This window comes from Micromonospora sp. WMMD967 (assembly GCF_029626165.1).
GTDB classification, from domain to species: domain Bacteria; phylum Actinomycetota; class Actinomycetes; order Mycobacteriales; family Micromonosporaceae; genus Micromonospora; species Micromonospora taraxaci.
The window spans coordinates 1,519,593-1,536,330 of record NZ_JARUBK010000001.1 but is presented as its reverse complement, the minus strand read 5'-3'; the positions used below and the strand labels follow the sequence as shown (position 1 = coordinate 1,536,330).

Below are 16,738 nucleotides of genomic sequence, written 5' to 3'. Positions count from 1 at the left end.
GATCAGATCATCGTCTGGGACTTGGCCTCCATGTCGGCGGCGGCCTCCTCCTTGGATTCGCGGGTCAGCGGCTTGCCACCCGGGGCCGGCGCCTCGCCGCCGAGCGGGTCGGCGCCGCCGGTGGCGCCCTGCGGACCGGCACCGCGCAGTTGGGTGTTGGGCAGCGTCAGCGTGACCACCACCGCCAGGATCGCGATCAGACCGGCGGTCAGGAAGACCATGTCCAACGCGTCGACGAAGGCCCCCTGGATGGCCGCGCGCACCGGCGCCGGCAGGGCCAGGATGGTCGCCGGATCGTTGATCGAGATGTTGGAGCCGCCACTCGCCGCAACGGCGGCCTGCTCCTGGGGCGGGAGCTGCGCGATCGCACCGGGCAGCCGGTCGGCGAGCCCGCCGGTCAGCCGGGACGAGAGCACCGTGCCGAGGATCGCCACCCCGAACGAACCACCCAGCGACCGGAAGAACGTGGCCGACGAGGTGCCGGCCCCCAGGTCACGCACGGACACCGCGTTCTGCACGGCAAGGATCAGCGACTGCATGCACAGACCCAGCCCGACGCCGATCACCACCATGAACCCGAAGGCCACCCAGAGCGAGGTGGCCACCTCCAGCCGGGTGAACAGGAACATGCCGACCAGGAGGGTCACCGACCCGGCGACCGGGAACCACTTGTACCGGCCGATCCGGGTCATCGCCCGGCCGGTCAGGATCGAGGTGATGATGATGCCGGCCATCATCGGCAGCATCAGCAGACCACTGCGGGTCGGTGAGGCGCCCTTGACGATCTGCAGGTACAGCGGGATGAAGATGATCGAGCCGAACATCACCAGACCGATGATGAGCAGCGCCGAGTTGGCCAGGGCGAAGGTGGCGCTGCGGAACAGCCGCAGCGGCAGGATCGGCTCGGCGACCCGGGCCTCCTGGACGACGAAGAGAACCCCCAGCACCGCACCGACGACGAACAGACTGATGATCACGCCGGAACCCCAGGCGTACTCGTTGCCGCCCCAGCTCAGCGCGAGCAAGAGCGCGCTCACCCCGGCGACCAGCAGGCCGGCACCGAGCCAGTCGATCGAGTGCTCCCGGCGCTCGAACGGGATCAACCGCATCACGTGGTAGCAGACCACGATGGCCAGGATCGCCAGCGGCACGTTGATGTAGAAGATCCACCGCCAGTCGGTCTCCGCGAAGTAACCACCGACCAGCGGCCCGGCCACCGACGAGATTCCGAAGACCGCACCGAACAGACCCTGGTAGCGCCCGCGCTCACGGGGGGACACCACGTCCGAGATGATGGTGAACGCCAGTGTCAGCAGACCACCCGCGCCGAGGCCCTGGATGCCCCGGGTGATGATCAGCTGGGTCATGTTCTGGGACAGTCCGGCCAGCAACGAGCCGACCAGGAACGTGCCGATCGAGAAGAGGAAAACCGGTCTACGTCCGTAGAGGTCGGCCATCTTGCCGTACAGCGGGGTCGACGCGGTCGAGGCGAGCAGGTACGCGGTCACCACCCACGAGTAGTGGTTGATTCCGCCCAGCTCGCCCACGATGGTCGGCAGGGCCGTGCCGACGATGGTCTGGTCGAGCGCGGCCAACAGCATGCCGGTCATCAGACCGAGCATGAGCAGTCGGATCTGCTGACGGTTCAGCATCGGCGCGTCCGAGGCTTCGGTGGTCATGTGGCCTTCTATCCGGCGAGCCGAGGAACATGCGCCCAATCCCCAAAAAGCCCCCACCACCCCTGTTGATCAAGAGGTTTGCGTCAGGAAACACTGCGGGAATGACGCAAACCTCTTGATCAATGAGAGCGGGAGCGGGGTGGGTGGGGTGGGTGGGGGTCAGGCGGCGAAGGTTTCGGTGATCTTCTGGCAGAAGGCGGGGAGGTCGTCGGGGTTGCGGCTGCTGGTCAGGTTGCCGTCGGTCACGCACTCCTCGTCCACCCAGGTGGCGCCCGCGTTGGTCAGGTCGGTACGCAGGGTTGGCCAGGAGGTGATCCGGCGACCGCGCACCACGTCCGCCTCGATGAGCGTCCACGGGCCGTGGCAGATCACCCCGACGGGCTTGCCCGCGTCGAAGAACGCCCTCACGAACCGCACCGCGTCCGGGTCGCCCCGCAGGAAGTCCGGGTTCGCCACCCCACCGGGCAGCACCAGCGCGTCGTAGCCGGCGGCGTCCGCCTTGTCCGCTGTCACGTCCACGTCGTACGTCTTGGACTGGTCCAGGTGGTTGAAGGACTGGATGGTGCCGGGCTTCAGCGAGACCAGCTCGACCGTCGCACCGGCGTTCTCGACCGCCTCGCGCGGCTGGACGTACTCGACCTCCTCGACGCCGTCGGTGGCCAGGAAGGCGATCCGCTTGCCGTTCAATGCCGCTGTCATGTCGGTACATCTCCTTTCCAAGGGGTACCTCAATCCCCTTCCCCGCCCGCAACGCCCGAAACAGACCCGACCGGTGACGAACCACCGAAAGGCGTACGACCAGCGGCGGGACCGACCGTCGCCCAGGTTTGGCCAGGGGGGCGGTGGGGACCCGGGGAGGCATGGCAGGAGCAGCAGCGGAACAGCGCCGGCTCGCCACCGTCGTGGAGAGCTGGCTCGGACGCCCGGTCCTGATCGTCGGTGACGCCATGTTGGACGAATGGCGGTTCGCCGACTCCGATCGGCTCTGCCGGGAGGCACCAGCTCCGGTCCTGACCCTGCGCAGACGGATCTCCGCAGCCGGTGGTGCCGCGAACACCGCTGTCAACGTCGCCGCGCTGGGCGGCAAGGCGGTGCTGGTGGCACCGGTCGGCGCCGACGTGGCCGGCGACGAACTGCACGACTGTCTGGACCGCGCCGGCGTCTGGGACCGCACCGTCAACCAGCCGGGACGACCCACCCCGGTCAAGCGGCGGATGCTGGCCGGTAACCAGATCCTGCTGCGGGAGGACTCCGGCGACCCGGACGACGCCCTCGACCCGGAGGGCGTGAGCCGGCTGCTCACCGCGCTGGCCTGCGCCACCGAGGAGCTGCGCGCCGCCGCCGGCGGCGAGGCCCCGACCCTGGTGGTCTGCGACTACGGCCTGGGCGCGCTGCCCGCGCCGGTCCGCGCGTGGCTGGTCGAGCAACGCGAGCGGTACGCCACCGTCGCGCTGGACGCCCACGATCTGGCCGACTGGCGAGGGCTCGCCCCGACGGTCGTCACGCCCAGCTTCGCCGAGGCGACCCGCCTGCTGGCCCGCGCCGGTGGCACGACCCGGCCGGCGGGCGGGACCGACCTGCACCTGGAACACCCGGACATCGACCCGGCTGACGGGCCCTCGGAGATGACAGTGGGCGCGGCCCCGGGCGGGGTACGTGCCGACGACGCCGCCGACCGCACCGGCCCGGTCGGTGAGCCGATCCGGGGCGAGGGCCGGGTGGCGCTCACCGGCGACGGGCTCAGCGTCACCGGCACCGGCGTCACGGTGAACACCCGGGCCGGGGAGGGCGTCGACCGGGCCGTACTGGCCGAGTCGCGGCTGGCCGAGTTGCGCGCGCACACCGGCGCGGACGTGGTCGCGGTGACCCTGGACACCGAGGGTGCCGTCGTCGGCGGTGCCGACGGGGCACCACGACGCAGCCACAGCACCCCGGTCCCGGCCAGTCACGCCGTGGGCGCCGGGGACGCGTACCTGGCGGCGATGACGTTGGCCCTGGCCGCCGACGCGCCGCTGCCCACCGCCGCGCAGCTCGCCCAGCTCGCGGCGACCATCACCGTCTCCGACACCGGCACCTGCGTGTGCCGGCGGGAGGACCTGCTCACCGCGCTCGACCAACCGACCGGAAGCACGGACCGCTCGGGGCTGGTCGGCACCGACGAGTTGGACGCGATCGTCGCCGAGTACCGCGAGGCGGGACGGTCAGTGGTGTTCACCAACGGCTGCTTCGACGTGCTGCATCGCGGCCACGTGCGCTACCTGGAACAGGCCCGCGCCCTGGGCGACCTGCTCATCGTCGCCGTCAACTCGGACGGCAGCGTACGACGGTTGAAGGGCCCGGACCGCCCGGTCAACCCGGTCGAGGACCGGGGTGCCCTGCTCGCCGCGCTGGCCTGTGTGGACCACGTCGTGGTCTTCGAGGAGGACTCGCCCGCCGCGCTGATCGAGGCGGTCCGCCCGGACGTCTACGTCAAGGGCGGCGACTACCCGCCGGAGCTGGTCCCGGAAGGCCCGCTGGTGCGTCGCCTGGGCGGGCAGGTGCGCACCCTCGGGTATGTGCCGGACCGGTCCACCTCCGCGATCATCGAGCGGATCCGGACGCACAGTCAGGACCCGGCCCCGCGCGCCTCGGACCACACGCCCGACGAGTCGCTGCGCACCCGAACCCAGGCGTCGTGAACCGCCCCCTCGACCTCGGCGACCCGGAGGAGTTCCGCGCCGACCGGCTGCTCGACGTGCTGATTCCGACCCGGAACCGGCCCGCCGAACTGGCTGTCACCCTGGCCGGGCTCGCCGCCCAGGACGGGGTGCCCGGCTTCGGGGTGGTGGTCAGCGACCAGTCCGACGGGGAGCCCGCGTACGCGCACCCCGCCGCGGCCACCATGGTCCGGGCGCTGCGCCAACGGGGTCACCCGGTGCTGTTGACCCGTCGGCTGCCCCGCCGGGGGTTGGCCGAACATCGGGCGTACCTGCTCGCCGCCTCGGCCGCCCGGTACGTCCTCAACCTCGACGACGACATCTGGTTGGAGCCGGGGGCGGTGCACCGGCTGGTCACGGCGATCGGTGAGCTGGGCTGCGGGTTCGTCGGCAACGGCGTGCACGGGCTGTCGTACACCGACGACGTGCGGCCGGAGTCGCACGGGCACTACGAGGAGTGGATCGGCCCTCCGACGCCGGAGCGGATCCGCCCGGACACCCCGGAGTGGAACCGCGCCCGGATCCACTCGGCGGCCAACCTGCTGCACGTCACCGAGCGGTTGGCGCTGCCGCCGGGCGCCTGGCGGGCGTACAAGGTGTCCTGGATCGGCGGGTGTGTGCTCTACGACCGGGCCAGGCTCGTCGACGTCGGCGGTTTCGACTTCTGGCGTCGGGTGCAGGAAAAACACCAGGGTGAGGACGTGGCCGCGCAGCTCGCCGTGCTGGTCCGGTACGGCGGGGCGGGCATCCTGCCCAGCGGCGCGTACCACCTGGAGTCGCCGACCACCGTCACCGACCGGGACGTCGAGGCGTGGGAGGTCGTCCTCGCCGAGGAGGACAGCCCTCAGCCGGCCTGATCGCCGTCACTCGGCGCTGAGCAGCTCCCGCGCGGCTTCGAGCACCTCGACCACCGGCACGTCCGCCACGAACGAGTCCCGGTGTGGGCACTCGCCGTCCCCGGGGCGGTGCGGGTAGATGCCCGGTGTGCAGTCCACCCCGCAGACCGGGCAGTGCACAGTCCAGGAACAGATTGGCCGGTGCCGGCCCCGCAACGGGTTCGCCGTGTTGATCAGGTTGCCGACCCAGAAGATGCCCACCGTGGACGTGCCCACCGCGGCGGCCACGTGCAGCGGGCCGGTGTCGTTGGAGACGACCAACGCACAGTCGGCGTAGCAGCCCAGCAACCCGCCGAGGCTGAGCGTCCCGACCTGCGGCCGGACCGGAACCCCGGCCGCCGCGACGACCCGGTCCACCACGTCCTGCTCGGAGGGCGTACCGGTGACCAGCACCTCGTAGCCGTCACCGTGCAGCTCCCGGGCCACCTCGGCGAAACGCTCGGCGGGCCAGCGGCGGCGGGTGTCGCTGGCCCCGGGGTGCAGCGCCACCCGGGGCCGGTTCGCCGACCCGAGCACCTGGGCCGCCTCTGCCCGGTCGGCGTCGGTGACGGTCAGCGTCGGAGTGATGGTGGTCGCCGGTGCCCCGACCAGCGCCACCACCTCCAGGTAGCGGATCACCTCGTGCTGGTAGTAGACGTAGCGGAGCCACCGGTCCAGCGGCGGCGCGTCCTCGGCGCGCAGGCCGACCGTCACCCGGGCACCCAGGCGACTCATCAGCGGGTTCGAGTTGGCGCCGCCACCGTGGATCTGCACCGCCAGGTCGAACCCCTCACCGGAGGCAGCGGCGACGAAGTCGTCCATCGACGACTCCGGCTCACCCGGGTCGGGAGTACGTATGCCGGGCGCCGGCGGCACCACCAGCACCCGGTCCACCGGGCCCGGCCGGTCGCGCCAGAGCTTCGCGTGCCACGGCGCGCCGAGCAACACGATCTCCGCCGAGGGGTACGCGGCGCGCAGCGCGTCCAGCGCCGGCAGGACGAACACGAAGTCGCCCAGTGCGTTGGCGCGGAGCACGGCGATCCGCCGCACGTCGGGAAGGCGCTCGGCGGTCGGGCCGAGCACGGACGGGGTGACCACGCAGCCCGCTACTGCCGGTCGATCTCGCCGACGGTGTCCGGGCGGTGCAACTCCCGGTCCGCGGCGGGATCGGCAGGCATCGGCGTACCCGTGGAGCCGGAGCGCGGGCCGGTGCGACCGACGGTGATGGTGCGCGGCGCGGGCCGGGTCGCCCTGGGCAACCGGACCCGGAGCAGGCCGTGGTCCATGACCGCGTCGATGGCGTCCGGGTCGACCCGGGCGGGCAGGTTGACGCGATATTCGAAGCCGCGGGTCTCGAAACCGCCGGGGATGCCCTGGTCGGCGTTGACCTCCGCCTCGGATCGGGCCCGCACGCACAGCTCGCTGTCGTCCAGTTCGACCGCCACCTCTTCCGGGGCCACGCCGGGCAGCCGGACGACGACCTCCCAGCCGTCCGAGGTCTCGGTCAGTTCGACGTCGGACGCGCCGGCCCGACCGCCGACCAGCCGGCTCAGCTCGGCGCGCAGCGACTGCAACTCGCCCATCGGGTCCCAGCCCTGCTGTCGGCCGCCCCGCCAACCCCGGCCGAAGCCGCCGGTCTGCTGCTCGCTCATCACACGTCTCCGATCCGCTGTGCGGCCGCTGGCGGCCGTAGTGAGCTGGGCGCGTCCAGGTTGGCGTCGCGGTCGACGCCCACGCCGAGCCGGTCGACCAGCTCGCCGCCCAGCCAGGCGCTGATGCCGAGGATCGCCACAGCGACCACCTCGATGGCGATCAACGCGCCGCCGGCAGCCCGGGAGTCGGCGTTGAGGCGGACCACCCACACGGCCGCGAAGAGGAGGATCACCGCGACGTTGGCGGCGGCGTGCAGCAGACCCACCCGCTTGGCGCGGGTGCCGGTCGGGATCGCCAGCAGGTCGAACGACCCGGCGGCCGCGGCGAGCAGACCCCCGATGAGGCCCACTGTGATGTTCCAGTACGCGACCTCGCCCAGGAAGTCGGGACCACCGACGGTGTCGACCACGTCGAACAGCACCGCCGTGACCAGCAGCGCGACCGGGAACATGACCAGCATCGGGTGGACTGGATGACCCAGCACCTTGAGTCGGCTCTCCATCTCCCGGCCTCCACTGGTCGGCTTCACTGCGCGACGGCTCGTACGGCGGGCCGTACCCCCGGCGACCTGGCGCAAACCTCGCGCTGGTCAGGACGGCCTAGGCTGGCGAACGGTGCTACCCGCCAACGGGTCAACGCCTGAGGGAGGAGCAACGTGACGGTGGAGATCACTTCCCACGAGGAGTTACGCGACCTGCTCGGTACGCCGAACGCACGAGCCGCCGACAAGGAACGCGCCCGCCTGCACGAACTGGACCGCGAATGGCTCGCCGCCTCACCGTTCTGCCTGGTGGCCACGGCCGGCGCGGATGGCAGCTGCGACGTCTCCCCCAAGGGTGACCCGGCGGGCTTCGCCCTGGTGCTGGACGACACGACAATCGCGCTGCCCGAGCGGCCGGGCAACAAGCGGGCCGACGGCTACCACAACATCATCGACAACCCGCACGTCGGGCTGCTCTTCATGATCCCCGGGCGGACCGACACGCTACGGATCAACGGGAGGGCCCGCCTGGTCGGCGACGCGCCGTGGTTCGACGACATGGTGGTCAAGGGGCACCGGCCGGTGCTCGCCGTGGTGGTGGAGATCGAGCAGATCTTCTACCACTGCGCGAAGGCGTTCCTGCGCTCCGCGTTGTGGAAGCCGGACACCTGGCAGCCCGACCTGCTGCCGTCCCGCGCACGCCTGATCAAGGAGGTGGAGGCACCGGCGGAGAGCCTCGAAGACCTGGAACGGCACTACGGCCCGGAGTACGCCAAGAAGATCTACGTCTGATCGCCCGGCCGGGTCAGGTCGACCAACCGGCGGGGTTGCCGAACGACTCCCGGGAGATGCCGGAGCCGGTCTCCGGCCACGAACCGAACCGGTCGTTGTGCAGATGGGCGAAGAAGTAACACATGCTTTCGCACTCGGCGTCCGGCAGGGCCATGGCGGGGTCGGCGCGCACTGTCTCGTAGTACGCCCGACCGAGCGCGACGATGAACCCGCGGCAGTAGAGGAAGCCGTCGTCCGACCCGTCGGTCACCTCGTGGATGTCCTCCCGATCGATGTCGTACAGCTTGCGCTCCACCACCCGGTCGAGGTCGGTCAACTCCGGCCCGGTCAGCTCGGCACACAGGTGCTTCAGCCGGTCGAGAAACCGGTCGAGCCAGTCGTCGATCGCGTAGGACGGGTCGCCATCGTCATCGTCGTCGTCGGTCGGGTCGCGTTCGACGAGGGCCTGCCGGAGCGCGGCAGGCTCCGCGCCCAACTCGGCCCACGCCGACTCGATGAGCGCCCACAAGCGGGCCTCGTCGGCGGGGGTGGGCAACGTGCCAGGGGCATCAGTGGTCACGGTCACCGGTGGACCGTATCCACCACCACCGACGCTTTCAGGACCCCGAGTCGACCGAGACCATCCACAGGTGACCGTCCGGATCGGCGAAGGCTCCCGCGTACCCCCAGGGTTGTGTTGTCGGCTCGGTGACCACGTCGGCGCCGGCGGCGACCTGCCGAACCGCAATAAGCCGTGGCAGTGCGCACCACCGCTCCTTCATGCTGTGCGGCACCAGCGCAGCAGGAAGGAGCAGGCGCGTGCGGAAGATCCCGACCCTGTTTCGACGTGACCCGGAGGACATGCGCCGGGTGACGTCAGACGTCCACCCGGACTGCCGGTGGGTGCTCGACGGCGAGGGAGTAGCCACCCGGAAGTACGACGGCACCTGCGTCATGTACGACGGCGAACGCTGGTGGGCCCGGCGTGAGGTCAAGCCGGGCAGGGCCACGCCGCCTGGGTACCAGCCGGTCATGACCGACGACGTGACCGGCAAGACCGTCGGCTGGGAGCCGATCGAGCAGTCCGCCTTCGCCGCGTTCCACGCCGAGGCCCTCGGCGCCATCGTCGACCAGTTCGACGGCCCACAGCCAGGCGCCACCTACGAACTGGTCGGGCCGAAGGTGAACGGCAACCCGGAGAAGGCCACCGGCCATCAGCTCGTCCGCCACGGCTTCTCCGCTCCAGGGGACGTCGAGGAACTGAGCGAGGCGCCGCTGGACCACGACGGGCTGCGTGAATGGCTGCTGGGCCACCCGGGCTGGGAAGGCGTGGTCTGGCACCACCCGGACGGCCGGATGGCGAAGCTCAAGCGCCGGGATTTCCCCACGGGGTCCGGGCCTTTCGTTGCTCGGGCCAGCTGAGGCATGAGCGTCGACGACTGGCTGTCCGACACCCGAACCTCCTACGACACCGTCGCCGTCAGTTACGCGCACCTGTTACGCGACCTCCTGGCGCAGTCACCGCACGAACGGGCGGCTCTGGCGTTGTTCGCCGAACTCGTCGACGCGGCCGGAGGCGGGTCGGTCGTCGACGTGGGCTGCGGAACCGGGCGCATCACCGCCCACCTGCACACGCTCGGCGTCGACGCCTTCGGGATCGACCTCTCACCCGGGATGATCGCGGTGGCCCGCCGTGATCATCCCGGCCTGAGGTTCGAGGTCGGCTCGATGACCGACCTCGACCTGGCCGACGGTTCGGTCACCGGCCTGATCGCCTGGTACTCACTCATCCACATCCCGGACGACCAGCTCGGCGCGGTGCTCGCGCACTTCCGCAGGGTGGTGCGTCCCGGAGGCCCGCTGCTGCTCGGCTTCCACGTCGGCGACGAGACGACCCGCAAGACGGAGGGCTACGGCGGCCACCCGATGAGTGTCGACGTGCACCGTCGCCAGCCCGACCAGATGGCGGCCCGGCTGCGGACGAGCGGCTTCCGGGTGGAGTCGCAGACGACCCTCACCTCACCCGAGAGCAAACTCGGAGGGATCATCTTCGGGAGACGCGAACCCTGACCCGGGACGGCGGTACGCGGTCGTCCGCTGGTGGCCGCTGGTTCGGCTGCTCATTTGGCTGCTCGTGCCGCAATCGGGCACCACTCCGTCCCGGTCCGTGGCCGCCTCGTCAGCGCAGGAGATAAGCCCGGTGGCCTTCCACGAAGGACAATGCGTAACGTGGGCTGCCTAACCCATGGCGGGCTTCACTAAGGGCAGCCGTCCAGCGGCCATTGCTGTTACGCCGCCACCTCGGCGAATTGGGCGAATATGGACGGCGCGGCACGGAAACCGGGAGGTGCCGCGCTGCCCTGGCAGGGCGTCGGCATGATGGGTACGTCGCATCGGCATGAGGATGGGATTGGTGATGGTTCGTCCGCCCGAGAGTGTCGAGGTTCAGCTCGACCTGGAATTGGTTTCGGTGGCCGGGACGTGGGAGCTGAACAACACCGAACGGGCTGCGGCGTGGCTGCACGTGGAGCTAATCACCCGGGCCGGGGTTGCCCCGCTGCAGCGTGGGCTGCTTCGCGCAGCCATGACTAGCCTGTACTCGCTGTTCGGCATCTCGCGAGAGGCGCTGCGCCGCTACGACCCCGACGTCGCCGAGCCAAAACACGGCAAAGAGTGCAACCTCGGCTACCTAGTCGTAGTCATGCTCAACTATGCTGTCCGCCCGGTGTTGTTCTACCGGCATCCGGAGAATCGTCGCGACCGGAGTGTCTCGCCACTGGATCACAAGCGGGCCCGGGACCGTACCGACGAGCTGCGCGCCGCACTCGACACGACCTGGAAGCACCTAGCCGCCTACGCCGGCCTACTGGCTGCGGCCTGTGGTGTGCCGGCTCTAGGTGCGGCCATCCCTACCCCATCCCAGCCGTGAGTGTTCACGACCGCCAGCCCGGCGAGCTCGTGTCGGTAAAGAACGAGCAGACCATCGGCGGTGCACCGTCCTCGCCGATGGAGGGATGTTACGAGTACGACGTCTTCCTCAGCTACTGCCGGCGCAGCGGCAGTGCGGCCGAGTGGGTTACCGAGTACTTCGCACAGCTGCTGGAAAAGTTCCTTGGCGACCTGTTGCCGGACCGGCCAAGGATTTATCTCGACGCCCAAATGGAGACCGGCGAGCGGTGGCCTGACCATCTCCGTCGTGGCTTGTCTCGCTCAAAGCTGATGATCGCCGTCTGGAACGCACCCTATTTCTCCTCACCATGGTGCTTGGCGGAGTGGTATTCCATGCAGGAGCGGGAGCGGATATGTTCCCACGCCGGCCCGACCAACCCTGCCGGATTGGTTCTTCCCTTGCACTACGCCGACGGCAACTACTTCGACGCGGAGGCTCGGACGCGCACAAAGACCAACGTGCAGAAGTGGTGCCGCGTCAGCCCGGCGTTCGCCCAATCCGCCGACTTTCTGACTTTTGAAGAATGCATTAGGCGCCTAGCGGAGTTGGTAACCCAGAGGCTGGAATGGGTTCCGCCATGGCAGGATTGGCCAGTCAGGATTCCCGATCCGGCGTCGGTGCCGCCGGCACCGGCCGCCACGGATCCGAAGTCTTGGTTAGGAGGTGCCTGATGGCCGGCAATGTCGTGACGTTCTACTCGTACAAGGGCGGGGTCGGCCGCAGTTTCGCGCTGGCCAACGTGGGCGCCATCCTCAGCCGCTGGGGATTCCGGGTGCTCTGCATCGACTGGGACCTCGACGCGCCCGGTCTCACCTACTACTTCCGTGACTGGCTGTCACGACCACCGCTGGGCGGCGTGGTGGATATGATCTCCGAGTGGGAGCGGGGGGGCATCGGCGACCATGACCAGCACATCATCGACGTTTGCCTGCCCGACATCCGGGGCGACCTGCACATATTGCCAGCTGGCAGTTCGGGGCCCGATTATATCGACTCAGCGCAGTCCTTGAATTGGTCATGGCTCTACGAGGAGCGCGATCTCGGTGGCTTCCTGGAGGCCCGTCGCAGACACTGGTCGGCGGAGTACGACTTCGTCCTCATCGACAGCCGCACCGGAATCACCGACATCGGCGCAGTGTGTACCGCTCAATTGCCTGACGTGCTCGTCATGCTCTTCACGGCGAATCGGCAGAGCCTGGACGGCACTTTGGACGTAGCGAAGCGGGTTGAAAAGGCACGCAACGGCCTGCCATATGATCGCGCTCGCCTGTCGATCGTTCCCGTCCCTGCGCGATTCGACGAGACCGAGGAGTACGACCGAGCGGTGGAGTGGAAGGACCGCTTCCAAACGCAACTAGCGAGTCTGTACTCGGGCTGGCTCTGGCGGGATATGCCCGTCGAGAAGGTGCTTTCTTACACGACAGTGCCGTACGTGTCTGCCTGGTCTTTCGGTGAAGGGCTCGCCGCATTGAGCGAGCGAGAGCCGACACCTCGGCAGATTTCCTATTCTTTTGAGGTTATCGCCGCGCTTATCGCGCACAATCTCGACCGGACGGATCTCCTTGACACCAGTCGCGAGTCCTATATCGCGGCTGCCGAACGGGAAGGGCTGTTGCGGCACGGCAACGTCAGTTACGACGTCTTCGTCAGCAGCTCTGCGGCCGACCGTGCAGTTGCCCGAAAGCTGGTGACAGAACTGAGAAACCGGGGTGGCCTACGGGTCATCTTCGACGCCGAAATGGCTTCCAACGACGACAGTTGGACCGAGGCAATCGAAGAAACGCTGACCCAGTCCCGGCACATGGTGGCGCTGGTCGGTAGCCACAGCGACAAGGCCAACTTCACGATACCTGCGCAATTCTTCCGCCAGACCCTCGACGACGATGCCCGGCGGCTGTTGATCCCGTGTTATCTTCCCGGCGCCCGGCGAGACGCGTTACCCGGATTCTTCGGCAGTATCAAAGGCCTTACCGTCGACCCAACGGACTTGGGCTCGACAGCCGAGGCAATCATTTATGCCGTCGCAGCGGCCAGGGAGCCACACGGCTTGACTCAGACCCTTCCCGTCTTTACCGAGACTCACCGGCTGCCCGGCTCACTGCCATCGGTATGGAATGTGCCCCCTCGCAACCCCGCCTTCACCGGCCGGGATCGGATGCTTGTCGACCTCCGGCAGGCGCTGGTCAGCGGCGGCCGGGCCGTTGTCTACGCCCTGCAGGGCATGGGCGGGGTGGGTAAGACCCAGTTGGCCATCGAGTACGCGTACCGGTTCGCTCGTGAGTACGAGTTGGTGTGGTGGATCGCCAGCGAGCAGCCCGAGCTCATTGGCGAGCAGTTCGCCGCGCTTGCCACTGCCGTCGGCGTCGCCGACGCTGACACCGACGTCCCATCTGCGGTCACCAGCGTCAAGGGTTTTCTCCGCTCGGCCGATCGACTGCTACTGGTCTTCGACAACGTCGAGGCCCGGGAGGATATTGACCCGTGGCTACCGGGCGGCTCGGGTCATGTGGTGGTGACCTCGCGAAGTCCGGTGTGGACGGGCGTTGCTCAACCGGTCCGAGTGGATGTGTTCGCCCGGTCGGAGTCGATGGCGCTGCTGCGTACCCACCTGCCACAGGTGGGCGAAGCGGAGGCAGAACAACTCGCCGGTGCCCTCGGCGATCTGCCTCTTGCGGTGGCGCAGGCCGCCGAGCTGCTCGCCGAAACCGGCCTGCCCGTTCCGGACTATCTCCAGACCTTGGACGAGCACGCCGCGGACTTGCTCCGAGACCGGCCACCGGTCGGCTACCCGGTCGCCCTCGGCGCCGCGATACGCGTCGCCGCAGAACGCCTCAACCGGGAAGACCCGGCCGCTGGGCAACTGCTGACGCTGTGCGCGTTCCTCGCCCCTGAACCCGTTCCCCTGCACCTGTTCCGCGACGTCCCCGACCAAGCCCTGCCCGAGCCCCTCGCCACCACCGCACGCAGCGCGATCGCCCTAGACCGGACCGTCGGACACATCACCCGCTACGGCCTGGCCCGCCCCACCGCCGACGGGCCAATCCTGCACCGCCTCACCCAAACCATCCTCAGGGATACCTTCACCCCCGAACAGCGCACCACCTACCGCCAGCAGGTCGACCAACTGCTCATCGCCGCGCGGCCCGACGACGGCACCGACCCCGCTCACTGGCCCCGCTGGGCCCGGCTGATGCCCCACATCCTCGCCAGCGACCCTGCCGCCACCACCAACATCCAACTGCGCTATCTCGCCTGCAGTGCCGTGTGGCACTTGCTCGCCCGCGGGGACGCCCGCACCGCCCTGCCCCTGGCCCACCACCTGCATACCGAATGGACCGACCGATATGGCCCGGACGACGACACCACTCTCTTCGCCTCAACCATGCTCGCCTACGCCCACCGACAACTCGGCCAACACCAGCGGGCTCACGCCCTCGATGAAGACGCCCTCCACCGACGACGCCGCATCCTCGGCAACGACCACCCCGACACCCTGACCTCCGCCAACAACCTCGCTATTGATCTAGACGAGCTGGGCCAGCACGAACAGGCCCGCGCCCTCGACGAAGACACCCTCAACCGACGACGCCGCCGCCTTGGCCACGACCACCCGGACACCCTGACCTCCGCCCACAACCTCGCCGTCGACCTGCGCCAGCTCGGCCAGTACGAACAGGCCCGCGCCGTCAACGAGGACACCCTCAACCGACGCCGCCGCATCCTCGGCAACGACCACCCCGACACCCTGACCTCCGCCCAGAACCTCGCCGTTGATCTAGCCGAGCTGGGGCAGTACGAACAGGCCCGCGCCGTCAACGAGGACACCCTCAACCGACGCCGCCGCATCCTCGGCAACGACCACCCCGACACCCTGACCTCCGCCCACAACCTCGCCGTCGACCTGCGCCAGCTCGGCCAGCACGAACAGGCCCGCGCCCTCAACGAAGACACCCTCAACCGACGCCGCCGCACCCTCGGCAACGACCACCCCGACACCCTGACCTCCGCCCACAACCTCGCCGTCGACCTGCGCCAGCTCGGCCAGCACGAACAGGCCCGCGCCCTCAACGAAGACACCCTCAACCGACGCCGCCGCACCCTCGGGGACGACCACCCCGATCCGCAGTGACCTGCGGCGAAGAGAATCCGGCGTACAGGTCGACTCGTCCGTCGCCCACCAGGTCAGCCGCCGTTTCCTGACGGCTGACCCTGCTGTTCCTTCGGGTGCCACTGGTCGTCTCCGGTCATCTTCGGTCGGTGATTGACGGCCAGCGTCCTTCTCGCCCAGGCGCGTGCCCGCCCTCCGACCTCGGTACATGGCGGCCTAGCAGCGGAAACACCTCTCGACATCTCACACCACTCCCCCGCTTTCGGTCGGCCTCCTGCCGACTAGATGCGGACTGCAGGTCAGGCGGCGGAGCGTCAGTTTGGAATAGCGTGCTCAACGGGCCGTGATGCCCGAAACGCCTGCGATCGGCAGCAGAGCCGAATGCCGCTCGTGCCCGCTCATGACCGCGGTGCGCCACGGTTACTGGCCCGTGGATGGCCCATCGCGGCCACCGGACCGGTTGGGTACACCGACATCGGTGCGGTCCGACGCCTACCGGGCTGCAGGTGCTCTCCGCCCCGGTGACGTCGTAGGCTCCGCGGATGGTTGTGGATCTCAATCGGATCGTCGCCGCCCTGGATGAGCTGTTCGCCCTCAACGCGTCCGCACCCGACACCGCGATGAGCCGGCACCTACCCCGGGTCTTCGATGAGGTCGGCACCGACTGGCGGGCGTTCGTCGAGCCGCTTTTCGCCCAACGGTTCAACGGGCTCATGCGCCGCGGCCACCCGACAGTTCGCACCGTGTACGGTGCCTGCTTCCCATCGGCCGAAGTCATCGACGCTTGGCTGGCCGTGGCCAGGCGCGGCGACCTGCTGGTCACCCACCATCCGATCGACGTGCGTAACGGCTCACCCGAAGACGACACCTGGGCAGAGGGCTTCGTACCGATCGACGCGACCCAACTGAAGGCCATCGCCGAGCGTGAACTGTCGATGTACGCCTGCCACGCCCCGATGGACACCTCGCTGCGGGTCGGCACCGCAGCGGCCATCGTTGAAGCACTGAACGGCACTGTCGTCAACCAGTTCTGGCCGTATGGCGACGGCCACGCCGGGCTCGTCGCCGACATTCCGACGATCAGCAGCACCGCTCTCGTAGACCGCGCCCGGGAAATCTTCGCCGTGGACACCGTCGAGGTCGCGGGAGCAATCCACGACGCGCTAACCCGTGTCGCGGTAGTCGGCGGCATCGGGGATCACGTCGACCAGATGGCATTGGCCGAACGTATGGGCGCTCAGGCGTATCTGACCGGTGAGCTGCACGTACGCATAGAGGGCGACTACGGACGCCGCAAGTTCGCCGACGTAAATGCCTTCTCAGCCACCACCGGTATGACCCTGATCGGCGTCTCACACGCCGCCAGCGAACACCTGGTCATCGAGACACAGCTCGCCCGCTGGATCGCGGAAAACCACCGGATAACCCTTCGCCCCATCCGGGAACCGCGCTGGTGGCGTTGAAGTGTGAGCGAGTGCTCTTGGCGAATGAGCAGATCTCCTCGTCGGTCAGTCGCCACACCGTC

Annotated in this window: 16 protein-coding genes; 9 read left to right on the top strand and 7 right to left on the bottom strand. The window is 69.0% G+C overall.

What is annotated here, in order from left to right:
- Positions 1-2: 2 nt before the first annotated feature.
- Both O7631_RS07320 and O7631_RS07315 read right to left on the bottom strand, forming a co-directional pair.
- Positions 3-1,679 carry an MDR family MFS transporter gene (locus O7631_RS07320; RefSeq protein ID WP_278143571.1) on the bottom strand — a complete coding sequence of 559 codons (1,677 nt, stop codon included), beginning with the start codon at positions 1,677-1,679 and terminating at the stop codon, positions 3-5.
- Between the two features lie 159 nt (positions 1,680-1,838).
- The gene (locus tag O7631_RS07315; protein WP_278143570.1) at positions 1,839-2,378 is read right to left on the bottom strand and encodes a type 1 glutamine amidotransferase domain-containing protein; all 540 of its coding nucleotides are present in this window, start codon (positions 2,376-2,378) and stop codon (positions 1,839-1,841) included.
- A gap of 161 nt (positions 2,379-2,539) precedes the next feature.
- On the opposite strand from O7631_RS07315, the gene rfaE2 reads away from it, so the two are divergent.
- Positions 2,540-4,357: a D-glycero-beta-D-manno-heptose 1-phosphate adenylyltransferase gene (rfaE2, locus tag O7631_RS07310; RefSeq protein ID WP_278143569.1), complete on the top strand. Its 1,818-nt coding sequence runs from the start codon at positions 2,540-2,542 to the stop codon at positions 4,355-4,357.
- A complete protein-coding gene (locus O7631_RS07305) occupies positions 4,354-5,232 on the top strand; it encodes a glycosyltransferase (RefSeq protein WP_278143568.1) in 879 nt (292 codons plus the stop codon). The genes rfaE2 and O7631_RS07305 overlap by 4 nt, the downstream gene beginning before the upstream one ends.
- 6 nt (positions 5,233-5,238) lie before the next feature.
- Here O7631_RS07305 and O7631_RS07300 read toward each other — a convergent pair whose 3' ends face one another.
- The 3 genes from O7631_RS07300 to O7631_RS07290 are packed head-to-tail and all read right to left on the bottom strand — an operon-like array spanning position 5,239 to position 7,405.
- Positions 5,239-6,348, bottom strand: a complete 1,110-nt coding sequence (locus tag O7631_RS07300; protein WP_278143567.1) for a glycosyltransferase family 9 protein — start codon at positions 6,346-6,348, stop codon at positions 5,239-5,241.
- Positions 6,349-6,356: 8 nt separating this feature from the next.
- The gene (locus O7631_RS07295) at positions 6,357-6,902 is read right to left on the bottom strand and encodes an Hsp20/alpha crystallin family protein (RefSeq protein WP_278143566.1); all 546 of its coding nucleotides are present in this window, start codon (positions 6,900-6,902) and stop codon (positions 6,357-6,359) included.
- The gene (locus O7631_RS07290) at positions 6,902-7,405 is read right to left on the bottom strand and encodes a DUF2231 domain-containing protein (protein ID WP_278143565.1); all 504 of its coding nucleotides are present in this window, start codon (positions 7,403-7,405) and stop codon (positions 6,902-6,904) included. The genes O7631_RS07295 and O7631_RS07290 overlap by 1 nt, the downstream gene beginning before the upstream one ends.
- A 153-nt stretch (positions 7,406-7,558) precedes the next feature.
- On the opposite strand from O7631_RS07290, the gene O7631_RS07285 reads away from it, so the two are divergent.
- Positions 7,559-8,176, top strand: coding sequence for a pyridoxamine 5'-phosphate oxidase family protein (locus tag O7631_RS07285; protein WP_278143564.1), 618 nt, complete (start codon positions 7,559-7,561; stop codon positions 8,174-8,176).
- Positions 8,177-8,189: 13 nt separating this feature from the next.
- Here O7631_RS07285 and O7631_RS07280 read toward each other — a convergent pair whose 3' ends face one another.
- A complete protein-coding gene (locus tag O7631_RS07280; RefSeq protein ID WP_278143563.1) occupies positions 8,190-8,741 on the bottom strand; it encodes a DUF4240 domain-containing protein in 552 nt (183 codons plus the stop codon).
- Positions 8,742-8,772: 31 nt separating this feature from the next.
- Positions 8,773-8,949, bottom strand: coding sequence for a VOC family protein (locus O7631_RS07275; protein WP_278143562.1), 177 nt, complete (start codon positions 8,947-8,949; stop codon positions 8,773-8,775).
- A 25-nt stretch (positions 8,950-8,974) separates the two neighbouring features.
- Here O7631_RS07275 and O7631_RS07270 point away from each other — a divergent pair, with 25 nt between their 5' ends.
- The 6 genes from O7631_RS07270 to O7631_RS07245 all read left to right on the top strand — a co-directional run bounded on the left by O7631_RS07270 (position 8,975) and on the right by O7631_RS07245 (position 16,676).
- Positions 8,975-9,577 (top strand): DUF5565 family protein, encoded by a 603-nt coding sequence (locus tag O7631_RS07270; RefSeq protein WP_278143561.1) that lies wholly within the window; start codon positions 8,975-8,977, stop codon positions 9,575-9,577.
- A 3-nt stretch (positions 9,578-9,580) separates the two neighbouring features.
- Positions 9,581-10,225 (top strand): class I SAM-dependent methyltransferase, encoded by a 645-nt coding sequence (locus O7631_RS07265; protein WP_278143560.1) that lies wholly within the window; start codon positions 9,581-9,583, stop codon positions 10,223-10,225.
- 343 nt (positions 10,226-10,568) lie between these two features.
- On the top strand, positions 10,569-11,084 hold the full coding sequence (locus O7631_RS07260; protein WP_278143559.1) for a hypothetical protein: 516 nt from the start codon (positions 10,569-10,571) through the stop codon (positions 11,082-11,084).
- Complete coding sequence (locus O7631_RS07255) at positions 11,081-11,776, top strand: toll/interleukin-1 receptor domain-containing protein (RefSeq protein ID WP_278143557.1); 696 nt, start codon at positions 11,081-11,083, stop codon at positions 11,774-11,776. The genes O7631_RS07260 and O7631_RS07255 overlap by 4 nt, the downstream gene beginning before the upstream one ends.
- The gene (fxsT, locus tag O7631_RS07250; RefSeq protein WP_278143556.1) at positions 11,776-15,234 is read left to right on the top strand and encodes an FxSxx-COOH system tetratricopeptide repeat protein; all 3,459 of its coding nucleotides are present in this window, start codon (positions 11,776-11,778) and stop codon (positions 15,232-15,234) included. Before O7631_RS07255 ends, fxsT begins: the two co-directional genes overlap by 1 nt.
- Before the next feature lie 521 nt (positions 15,235-15,755).
- Positions 15,756-16,676 carry a Nif3-like dinuclear metal center hexameric protein gene (locus O7631_RS07245; RefSeq protein ID WP_278143555.1) on the top strand — a complete coding sequence of 307 codons (921 nt, stop codon included), beginning with the start codon at positions 15,756-15,758 and terminating at the stop codon, positions 16,674-16,676.
- The last annotated feature ends 62 nt before the right edge of the window (positions 16,677-16,738 follow it).

Excerpts from the sequence above, each read along its gene's own strand:
- O7631_RS07320 (WP_278143571.1), bottom strand. The coding sequence starts at position 1,679 with ATGACCACCGAAGCCTCGGACGCGCCGATGCTGAACCGTCAGCAGATC.
- rfaE2 (WP_278143569.1), top strand. The coding sequence starts at position 2,540 with ATGGCAGGAGCAGCAGCGGAACAGCGCCGGCTCGCCACCGTCGTGGAG.
- O7631_RS07315 (WP_278143570.1), bottom strand. The coding sequence starts at position 2,378 with ATGACAGCGGCATTGAACGGCAAGCGGATCGCCTTCCTGGCCACCGAC.
- O7631_RS07265 (WP_278143560.1), top strand. The coding sequence starts at position 9,581 with ATGAGCGTCGACGACTGGCTGTCCGACACCCGAACCTCCTACGACACC.
- O7631_RS07295 (WP_278143566.1), bottom strand. The coding sequence starts at position 6,902 with ATGAGCGAGCAGCAGACCGGCGGCTTCGGCCGGGGTTGGCGGGGCGGC.
- O7631_RS07290 (WP_278143565.1), bottom strand. The coding sequence starts at position 7,405 with ATGGAGAGCCGACTCAAGGTGCTGGGTCATCCAGTCCACCCGATGCTG.
- O7631_RS07245 (WP_278143555.1), top strand. The coding sequence starts at position 15,756 with ATGGTTGTGGATCTCAATCGGATCGTCGCCGCCCTGGATGAGCTGTTC.
- fxsT (WP_278143556.1), top strand. The coding sequence starts at position 11,776 with ATGGCCGGCAATGTCGTGACGTTCTACTCGTACAAGGGCGGGGTCGGC.